This is a genomic window from Kribbella alba (assembly GCF_039529635.1).
GTDB classification, from domain to species: Bacteria; Actinomycetota; Actinomycetes; order Propionibacteriales; family Kribbellaceae; genus Kribbella; species Kribbella alba.
Window position 1 is genome coordinate 146393 of sequence record NZ_BAAANE010000006.1, and the last position, 9916, is coordinate 156308.

Consider the following 9916-nt stretch of genomic DNA (forward strand, 5'->3'; position numbering starts at 1 on the left):
GCCTCACTCATTCGGCTGGACTTTGCTTCTGGCGGGGTGTCCGGATCCGGCGCGGTTGTTACCACCAGGTTGCGGTGGTTTTGCCGGCAAATTTATATAGACTCTAAATTTAGACTCTGCAGTATTGTGCGCGGGGATTCGCGAGGAGGTCAAGGCCGATATGCCGAAGACGTCGGCGGCGACGCCACCCCTGCTCCGCCGCGTCAACGCCGGCAAGCTGCTCGGCGTGCTGTCGACGGCGGGCGTGATGACCGGAACCGGCCTGATCGAGGCCACCGGCCTGACCCGCGCGACCGTCCACGCGGTCTGCAACGACCTGATCGAGATGGGCTGGGTGATCGAGCTCGACCCGGGTCGCGAAGACGACGCCGCCGTCGGCCGGCCCTCGCGGCGCTTCGAGTTCAACAGCCAGGCCGGGTATGTGCTCGGCATCGACGTCGGCGCAGGCAAGACGACGGTGCTGCTGGCCGACCTTCGCGGCGAGACCGTGGCCAAGTCCGGCCGGTCGTTCCAGCAGGTCAGGTCGCCCGCTGAGAGCACCGAACTGGTCCACGAGGCGGTGGTCGAGGCGCTGTCCTCGGCCGGCGTCACCGATGCGGAGGTGCTCGCGGCCGGGATCGGCGTGGCGGCGCCGGTGGATCGCCTGGGCAACATCCTTCTCGACGACGAGTTCTGGCGGCGGTCCGACACCGGGCTCACCGCCAGACTGACCGAGCTGCACGGTTGGCCGGTCCTGCTCGAGAACGACGCGAATCTCGCCGCTCTCGGCGAACACTGGCGCGGCGAGGCGCGCGACGTCGACGACCTCGTCGTCCTGCTGGCCGGCGAGCGGTTCGGTTCCGGCCTGATGGACTCCGGCCGCCTGCTGCACGGAAGCCGCGGCGGCGCCGGCGAGATGGTCTACCTCAAGCTCGTGGAAGGCGTCGGCGACACGGCCGGCATTGCCCGAACCGCCCGCGAACAAGGCGCCAAGGTGGTGGCGGACCGCTCGACCAAGACCGCACTGCGAGAGCTGGCCGGCGCGGATCCCGTCACCGCGGAGCAGGTCTTCACCGCGGCGGCCGACGGCGATGAAGTTGCCCTAGGCATCCTTCAGTACATCGCGGACCGTACGGCTCGCGTGGTCGCGACCCTGGGCATCCTCTTCAACCCCGAACTGGTCGTCATCGGCGGCGCTGTCGCCGAGGCGGCCAAGTCGCTCCTCCCCGACATCGAGCGGCAGCTCACCACCTTCACCGCCACCCCGCCCCGGGTCGCCGCCTCATCCCTCGGCGACGCCATCGTCTCCGTCGGCGCAGTCCGCCACGCCCTCAACTACGTGGAACAACACGCCCTGGACCTCCAACTGACAACCCGCGTTCAGGGCCGGCGGGTCAGGGCTGAGGCCGCGGCCTCGAGTACTACCAGGTTGCGGCCGTAGGTCACCGCGGTGGGGACGGTGGCGGGGACGATTGCCCGGTCCTCGGGGATTCCGCTGCAGAGGACGAACACCTCGCCTTCGTGGCTGTGCAGCAGGAGGTCCAGCGCCGCGCGCATCCACGGCGTACGGACCGCGTCCTGGACCGAGACGATGAGCGGGCGGCCGATCGCGGCGGCTTGGGCGGCCGAGAGGGCGTCGGCGTCCTCGCCGCGGAGGACCACCCCGTCCGAGTCGCGGGCCACCCGCGCGAAGATCTCGGGCAGGCCGCTGAAATAGGGGTTCCAGGCCGGGTGCAGGCCCTGGGCCAGATCCACCACGTACGGCGAGCCGCCGAGCGCGGGGAATTCCTGCCCGGTCACGATGCGAGCGGCGACCTCGCGGATCGGTGCGCCGTCATACCCGCGCCGACGCGCCCTTCCGGCCAGCGACTCGGCCAGCGACCGGACCCGGCCGGCCGCGTCCGCCAGTCGCGACGCGTCGAGCGATCCGTTGCCGACGGCATCGACCAGCCGGCCCGTCAGGGCCCGGGGGTCGGCGTCGCCGATCGCGATCATCGCCAGGTCGGCACCGGCCCGGATCGAGGCGACGGTGGCGTCCTCGATCGCATGGGTCGCGGTGATCGCCTGCATCTCCAGGGCGTCCGTGGTGATCACGCCGTAGAACCCCAGCTCCTCGCGGAGCAGGCCGTGCAGGATCCGCCGGGACAAGGTGGCGGGCTGGTCGTCGTACGCGGAGAAGACGATGTGGGCGCTCATGATCACGTCCGCGCCGGCGTTGATCGTCGCCCGGAACGGCGCGAGCTCGACCGCCGTCACCTGCTCGATCGACCGCTCGACCCGCGGCAGCGCCAGGTGGGAGTCGACGGCGACGTCGCCGTGGCCCGGGAAGTGCTTCGGGCAGGCGGCGATGCCGGCCTCGCGGACGCCCTCGACGAAGGCGACGCCGTGCCTCGAGACCAACTCGGCGGACGTGCCGAAGGAGCGGGTTGAGATGACCGGGTTGGCCGGATTGCTGTTCACGTCGACAGACGGCGCGAGCATCAGGTCGATGCCGAGCGAGGCCAGCGTGGCAGCCGCGTCCCGGGCAGAGGATCGGGTCAGGTCGACGTCGTCGAGTTCGCCGAGTGAGCGCGGTGAGGCGAGCGGCCAGGGGTTGGCCGGGGCCAGGTGGCTGAACTCGCCGCCTTCGTGGTCGATCGCGATCACCAGGTCGGACCGCTCGGCCCGCAGCGCGGCGGTCAGCGCGGCGACCTGCTCGGCGTCCTTGACGTTGCGGGTGAACAGGATGACGGCCCCCAGGCCGGCAGCGACGGCCCGGCGCAGCTCATCCGGGGCGGTGGTCCCGTTGAAGCCGACGATCAGCGCGCCGGCAGCATCACGATCCAGTTGATCACTCATCCGGCCACCCTCTCGTGTCCGGCCGGGTGCCGCTACCCGACGCGGTCACTGACAGCAAAGATTTGACCTGCTCGATGCCTGCCAGACCGTTCCTGAGGCTATCGTTGTCAGGGTTTGTCAAGGCATAGCCGGAGCGCTCACCTGCGGGTTTTCCTGTGATTGGCAGCGGTGACCCCTCGCCGTATCGGCCGGTTACGGATAACGTTGTCTCCCGACCTGACCGCTCTCGACGGAGCCCAACACCGTGACTGTGCAGATCACCCGCGTCTCCTCCCCCGAGTTGTTCGTCGGCAGCGACGACGACCCGCGCCAGCTCCTGCGGATCGAGCTGACCCGCTCGACCGGCGATGGCGCGTTGGCCGTGCAGGTCGCCGGTGAGGGCGTCTCCGGTATTACGAACGTCCCGCCGGGCGACGGCTCGATCCTGCTGGAGGTGCCACTCGAGGTGGCCCCCGCGCTGCGTACGCAGTACGGGGAGGCTGTCGACGCGACGGTTCAGGTGCTTGCGGCGGGTCAGTCCGTGGCGAGCGACAGCGGCACTGTGGTGATCGCCGAGCCGGGCTGGACCATGGTGATGGTGTCGCACTTCCACTACGACCCGGTCTGGTGGAACACGCAGGCGGCCTACACGACCAGCTGGGATCTGCAGGGCCCGGACGGGACCACCCGGCCCGTGTACACGCACAACGCCTTCAGCCTCGTCGACGCGCACCTGAAGCTCGCGCTGCGCGACCCGGCGTACTGCTTCGTGCTAGCGGAGCTGGACTACCTCAAGCCGTACTTCGACACCTTCCCCGAGAATCGCGCCGTACTGCGCCGGCTGATCGCGGAGGGCCGGGTGGAGATCATCGGCGGCACCTACAACGAGCCGAACACCAACCTGACCGGCGCCGAGACCACCATCCGCAACATCGTGTACGGCGTCGGCTACCAGCGCGACATCCTCGGCGGTGACCCGCGGAACGCCTGGCAGCTGGACGTGTTCGGGCACGACCCGCAGTTCCCGGGTTACCTCGCCAAGGCCGGGCTGACCGGCAGCGCCTGGGCCCGGGGGCCGTTCCACCAGTGGGGGCCGCTACGGCAGGCCTGGGGTGATCCGAAGTCGGGCACGGCCGCGGTGATGCAGTTCCACAGCGAGTTCGAGTGGATCAGCCCGAGCGGCGACGGCGTGCTCACGCACTACATGCCGGACCACTACGGCCCGGGCTGGGAGCTGCAGCACGCGCCGAGCGTCGAGGCGGCCGGCGAAACGGCGTATCAGCTGTTCGCCACGCTGAAGACTGTGGCGGCGACCAAGAACACCCTGCTGCCGGTCGGTGGCGACTACACCCCGCCGAACAACTGGATCACCGCGCTGCACCACGACTGGGCTGCTCGTTATGCGTGGCCGAAGTTCGTCTGCGGCACGACGAAACACTTCATGGACCGGGTCCGCGCCGAACTGGAGGACGAAGGCCGTCGCCCATCGCCGCAGTCGCGGGACATGAACCCGATCTACACCGGCAAGGATGTCTCGTACATCGACACCAAGCAGGCCCAGCGCGCCGCCGAGGTCGCTGCCGTCGACGCCGAGAAGCTCGGCACGTACGCCGATCTGCTCGGCCTGGGGCGGTTCGCGGAGGCGTCGTTGGACAAGGTATGGCGGCAGCTCGCCTACGGCGCGCACCACGACGCCATCACAGGCTCCGAGTCGGACCAGGTCTACATCGACCTCGTCACCGGCTGGCGCGAGGCCCACGACCTGTCGGACGCGGCCCGCTCCGCGTCGCTGGAGGCGTTCGCCGCCCGCATCGACACCAGCGCCTTCGGCTCGACCGCGGTCGTCGTCACCAACACTCTCTCCTTCACCCGCACCGACCTCGTCACCGTCTCCCTCCCTGCTGCGTCCGAAGAAGCGGGGGCCCTGCCCCTCGGCTCTTCGGACGCAAGAGTTCTGACCGCCGACGGGGAGGAAGTGGCGTCGGTGGTGGAGGGTGGCAAGCTGACCTTCCTCGCCGAGAACGTGCCCTCGCTGGGCTGGCGGACCTACCAGCTCACCGCCGGTACTGCGGGGTCGTGGGGCCCGGCTTCCAGCGTCGATTCGGCCGGATCCGACTCGGTGGAGAACGAGTTCTTCCACGTCACGGTCGACCCGTCCCGCGGTGGCGCGGTCAGCGCGATCGTCGACAAGCGGACCGGGCGCCAGGTGTTGAAGGGGCTCGGCAACGAACTGCGGGTCTACGAGGAGTACCCGGACCACCCGAGGTTCGGCGAAGGTCCGTGGCACCTCACCCCGAGCGGACCGGTCGTGGGCTCGTCCGAGGCGCCGGCGAAGGTGTTCACCCAGGCCGGCCCGCTGGGCAGCCGGGTGGTCAGCCGCGGTGACGTCGACGGGATCGCCTACGAGTCGGTGATCACGGTGTACACCGGGCTCGACCGGATCGAGTTCGCCACCCGGATCCTGGATCACTCGCAGTCCGACCGGCTGGTGCGGGTGAAGTTCCCCGCGGACGTGCCGGGTGCGTTGCCGCTGAGCGAGGTCGCGGGTGCGGTCGTCGGGCGCGGGTTCGGCCTGATCGACGTGGACAGCGAGCAGGCGCCGTGGACGCTGGACAATCCGGCGAACACCTGGTTCGGTCTCGGCTCGACCGCCCGGATCTCCCTTGTCGATGCCGACGGCAACCAGGTGGGAACCCGTCCGCTCGCGGTAGCGGAGATCGTCGTACCGGATGACACCGAGCCTGCCGAGGTTCGCGAGCTGGTGGTCGCCCTGGCACGGGTCGGTGTGACGGCGACGACCTCGCTGGCCGGCGGGTCGCGCTACGGCAATCTGCAGGTCGACTCGAACTTGCCGGACCTGCGGATCCTGGTCGGCACCAGCGTCCTGACCGAGGCGCTGGCCGAGGAGCTCGGCACGCTGCCGGGCGGTCCGGCCTTCGTCCCTGCGAAGACGGCGCTCGCCGAGGTGTGGCAGCCGAATGCGGATGTGCGCGATGTCCGGGCGATCTCCGTCCTGGTGCTGCCGACCGACGAGTCTGTGCGGCAGGCGATCGCGGAGCTGAGTAGTGCGCGGATCACGGCGACCGTGCACGGAGACGGCGTGATCGAGGACTTCACGGACACCACGGTCGCACTCCTGACCTACGGTCTGCCCGGCTTCGCGGTGGACGCGACCGGCGCCCTGCACGCATCACTGCTGCGCTCTTGCACGGGCTGGCCGTCCGGCCTCTGGATCGACCCACCGCGTCGCTCCACTCCGGATGGGTCGTCGTTCCAGCTGCAGCACTGGACCCACGAGTTCCGCTACGCGCTGACGACGGGCGAGGGCGACTGGCGTGCGCTGCAGCTTCCTTCGCGCGGCCAGGAGTTCTCGTCACCGTTGCTTTCGGCAACCACTACGGCGCATGACGGCCTGCTGCCCGCCAGCCATTCGCTGCTGCAGGTCTCGCCCGAGCGCGATGTCCTCGTGTCTACCCTCAAGCCCACCGGCAACCCGATCGCACACGGCTCGGGCACGGCCTCGGATCCCCGCGAAGGCGTCACCCTCCGGTTGATCGAGGCAACGGGGCTGGGCGCGACAGCCACAGTCACCTCGGCTGTGCCGATCACCGGTGCGTGCCACGCGGACCTGCTCGAGCATCGCGGCGCGCCGCTGGAAGTTGCCGACGGCAAGCTCACGGTCGAGCTGGCCGGCTCGGCGGTCGACACCTTCGTGCTCGACGTCGACGCTTCCGCGGCTACTGGATCAGCGGTTCTCGGTCAGTCCGGCGAGATCGCCCAGCCGTCGTACTCGCGCTACTGGCTGCACAACCGCGGCCCGGCGCAGATGGGCTTCCTCCCGGTCAGCCTGTCGGTCTCCCCCACCGTCGCACGGACCGCCGGCGCGCAGTTCGAGATCTCGATGGTGATCGCGAACCAGTACGCCGATGCCGCGGCCGAGGGGACCCTGACGCTCGACCTGCCGGCCGGGTGGACCTCCGACGCCGACCGGCCGGTGACCCTGGAGCCAGGCGGTTACGCGCGCTACCTCGCCTACGTGACGCCGGCCGAGAACACCGAGCCCGGCCAGTACTTCGTGGCCGCCCGTGTGATCACCGAGACGGATGCCCTCGCCGGCGGGTCCGGAGTACAGGCTGTCGAGGATGTCGTGACGGTCTTCGTCGGGGAGAGCCCCGAGCTCACGGCCACCATCGGGTTCGGGATGGCTCCGACCGCGCCGCCGGAGCACGGATCAGGCGCCGCCGAGGGCGAACCGGGACGGCCCACCGGACTGACCGTGACCCCGTCGACCCAGGATCTGCGGTTGCGGCCGGGCGGCAAGGAGACGCTGGACCTCACCTTCGCGAACAACACCTCTTCGGAGATCCGCGCCGAGCTACAACTGGCGTCGCCGTACGGGACTTGGTCGTGGCTGCCGGAGCCGGTGCGGGCCGTCGTCGTACCGCCCAAGTCGTCGGTGGTCGTGCCCGTGCCGGTCCAGGCGCCGGCTGATGCCGCCCCGGCCCACGCCTGGGTGCTGCCCAAGGTGATGTGGTTCGGCCGGGCGCAGTACGCGCCGACCGTCCGGCTGGAGATCTCGTGACGGCCACCCTCCAGCACGGACGCGGAGCTGGCCATGAGAACGGTCACGGGCATGGTCACGGGAATGCCCCGCACGCGCCGGCGGGGGTGATGGCCTACCTCAACGACCGGCCTGTGCCGCGCGCGCTGCTGGACGAGCGGCTCGCCGTTCTGCGCGCGAGTGATGCCGCCTGTGTCCTGCCGAGGGAGGACAGCCGGGAGGGGCGGCAGTTGGCCCGCTGGGTGGCCCAGGTGGTCATCACCGAGCAACTGTGCGTCGACGAGCTCCAGCGGCGCGCTGACGTCGTACCGGACGTCCCGGGCAAGCCCCTCGACGTCTCGACCGCGATCGCGGTCGGCTCGATCACCGCCGCCGCCCTGGCCGGTTCGGAGCCCGTACGCCGGGTAGCCGAGCTGGTCAGCCACGACGTACGGATCTCCCGCACTCAGCTGGAGTACGCGGCGGACGTGCTCGGCGAGCAACCTCCGGCCGATCCCGACGTACCGGCCGCGAGGTGGCACGCCGAACTGCTGGACAGCGCCCGGTTGGAGGCGTTCGCGCGCTGGCTGAACGCTGCCATGCACGAACGGGTCCGGCTGGTTCACGGCCTCGAACATCCAGGCGACAGCAACCAACCTGACAATCTGCACCGGCACTGACGGGGGGACCATGAGCGACGAGGCAGCGACGGTACTCGGTATCGATATCGGCGGCACCAAGATGGCCGCCGCGATCGTGTCCGCCGACGGCGAGGTCATCAGCAAGGACCGGATCGCGACGCCGCCCGGTGGCGCGGACCAGGTGTTCGCCGCGCTCGCCGAACTGATCGTCCGGGTCTCCGGCGATGCCACTCCGGCCGCCGTCGGGATCGGTTCGGCCGGGCCGCTCGACCAGTTGCACGGCCTGGTCTCGCCGGTGAACATCACCGGTTGGCGGAACTTCCCGCTGGTGGCGCGGGTGCGGGCGCTGACCGGCGACGTACCGGTGACGCTGGGGGTGGACGGGCACTGCTTCGCGCTCGGCGAGTTCTGGACCGGTGCCGGACGCAACGTCGACAACCTGCTCGGCATCGTGGTGTCGACCGGGGTCGGCGCGGGACTGGTTGTCGATGGCAAGCCGCTGCTCGGGCAGTCGGGGAACGCGGCACACCTCGGGCACATGGTCGTCGACCTCGACGGCGAGTCCTGCGCTTGCGGGTCCTACGGCTGCGTCGAGACCTACGCCAGCGGACCGCGGATGGTTGCCCGGGCACGGCGACTCGGCTGGCGGTCCGAGGAGATCGTCGATGCCGCGGTGCTGTCCGCCGACGCGGCTGCCGGCGACGAGATCGCCCTGGCGGTGTTCGACGACGGCGCCCAGGCCCTCGCGGCCGGGATTGTGGCCACCGCGGTCACCGTTGACCTGACCACGGTGGTGATCGGTGGTGGCGTGGCGAAGGCCGGACCGGTCCTCTTCGATCCGGTCCAGCGCTGGGTGAAGCGGCTCGCGCAACTGCCGTTCGTCGCCGACCTCACCGTTGAGCCGGCCCAGCTCGACAACGCCGGCCTGATCGGCGCGGCGCGCCTCGGCTGGGACGCGCTGAGGTAGCCCTCGCGGCTGTTGGCGCCATTGTCACCGTGTTGCCACGGTGAGCGACCCGTTCACACAGCTAACGCGTGCGAAAAGCGGCCTCCCGAGCAATTTTGCGCAATTCTTACCAATTGCCGGAATCCTTGTAACGGTTGCCCCCGTCCACGCGATTCAAGTGGTGGATGGGGTGGGGGCACGTCATCCAAGGGCAATCAGGGGGGCCTGCATGCCAGGGATTGACCGCACGTGTGCGCGGCGGAGAGGCGACTCTCCGCCGCTCGCGCGGGCAGAACCATCGAAGTACGCACGTCCACCAGCGTTGTCCGGGGCAACGCTCGACCGTAGGGACAGGTCCTGATGGACGTGGTAGTACTGCTCGTCTTCGCGCTCTTCTTCCTCGCGATCATGGTCGCCACGACCACCAGCCACGGCAGGTTGCGCGCTTCGGTGCGCCGGCCGCGGCTCCTCCAGCTCGTAGTCGTCGGCGCCGCCGCGGCCACCGTCCCCGTCGACCTGTACGCCGTCCTGTACGGCACGGTCGGTCCGGGTGGGGTTGCGATCGAGGACGTCGCCGGCCGCCTGCTGATCCTGAACGTCGCCGCCTCGTGCGGCGTCGCGGCCCTGCACGAGGCCCTCCGGGGCCGGGCCATCTCCACCGCTGCGGCACCGGACGATTCGTCGGAGCCAGAGCAGCCGGTGCGGATGGGCGTGCTGGGCTGGACCGGCCCGTTGATCGCCCTCGTCGCCGTCACGGCGATGGTCGCGCTCGGGTCGGCGGGGAACGGACCGGAACTCGGCAACGTCGGACCGGTCTGGGCCTGCTATTCCTTGCTCACCTGCGTGATCAGCGCCTTCGCGCTGCTCCGGAGGCGGGCAGAGGGTCCCGTGGAAGACGGGACCCTGCGGAGCGCGATCGATCCTCGGGAGGGATGAGGATCGAAGCGGGTTCTGCACCGCGGACGGTGGGCCGGTGGCTGCGGGAGGGCTACC

6 protein-coding genes are annotated in these 9916 nt (G+C 70.1%); 5 read left to right on the forward strand and 1 reads right to left on the reverse strand.

Features of this window, described 5'->3' with window-relative positions:
- Nucleotides 1–160: 160 nt before the first annotated feature.
- Nucleotides 161–1420 carry an ROK family protein gene (locus ABD210_RS17650; RefSeq protein ID WP_344112668.1) on the forward strand — a complete coding sequence of 420 codons (1260 nt, stop codon included), beginning with the start codon at nucleotides 161–163 and terminating at the stop codon, nucleotides 1418–1420.
- Here the strand turns inward: ABD210_RS17650 and nagZ are convergent.
- A complete protein-coding gene (gene nagZ / locus ABD210_RS17655) occupies nucleotides 1360–2817 on the reverse strand; it encodes a beta-N-acetylhexosaminidase (RefSeq protein WP_344112669.1) in 1458 nt (485 codons plus the stop codon). The two genes, ABD210_RS17650 and nagZ, sit on opposite strands and share 61 nt — an antisense overlap.
- A 244-nt stretch (nucleotides 2818–3061) precedes the next feature.
- Between nagZ and ABD210_RS17660 the strand changes: the two genes are divergently transcribed.
- The 4 genes from ABD210_RS17660 to ABD210_RS17675 all read left to right on the forward strand — a co-directional run bounded on the left by ABD210_RS17660 (nucleotide 3062) and on the right by ABD210_RS17675 (nucleotide 9859).
- Nucleotides 3062–7378, forward strand: a complete 4317-nt coding sequence (locus ABD210_RS17660) for a glycoside hydrolase family 38 N-terminal domain-containing protein (protein WP_344112670.1) — start codon at nucleotides 3062–3064, stop codon at nucleotides 7376–7378.
- Nucleotides 7375–8016, forward strand: coding sequence for a DUF7158 domain-containing protein (locus ABD210_RS17665; RefSeq protein ID WP_344112671.1), 642 nt, complete (start codon nucleotides 7375–7377; stop codon nucleotides 8014–8016). Before ABD210_RS17660 ends, ABD210_RS17665 begins: the two co-directional genes overlap by 4 nt.
- A 10-nt stretch (nucleotides 8017–8026) precedes the next feature.
- The gene (locus tag ABD210_RS17670; RefSeq protein ID WP_344112673.1) at nucleotides 8027–8944 is read left to right on the forward strand and encodes an ROK family protein; all 918 of its coding nucleotides are present in this window, start codon (nucleotides 8027–8029) and stop codon (nucleotides 8942–8944) included.
- Nucleotides 8945–9283: 339 nt separating this feature from the next.
- Nucleotides 9284–9859, forward strand: coding sequence for a hypothetical protein (locus ABD210_RS17675; RefSeq protein WP_344112674.1), 576 nt, complete (start codon nucleotides 9284–9286; stop codon nucleotides 9857–9859).
- Nucleotides 9860–9916: the final 57 nt, after the last annotated feature.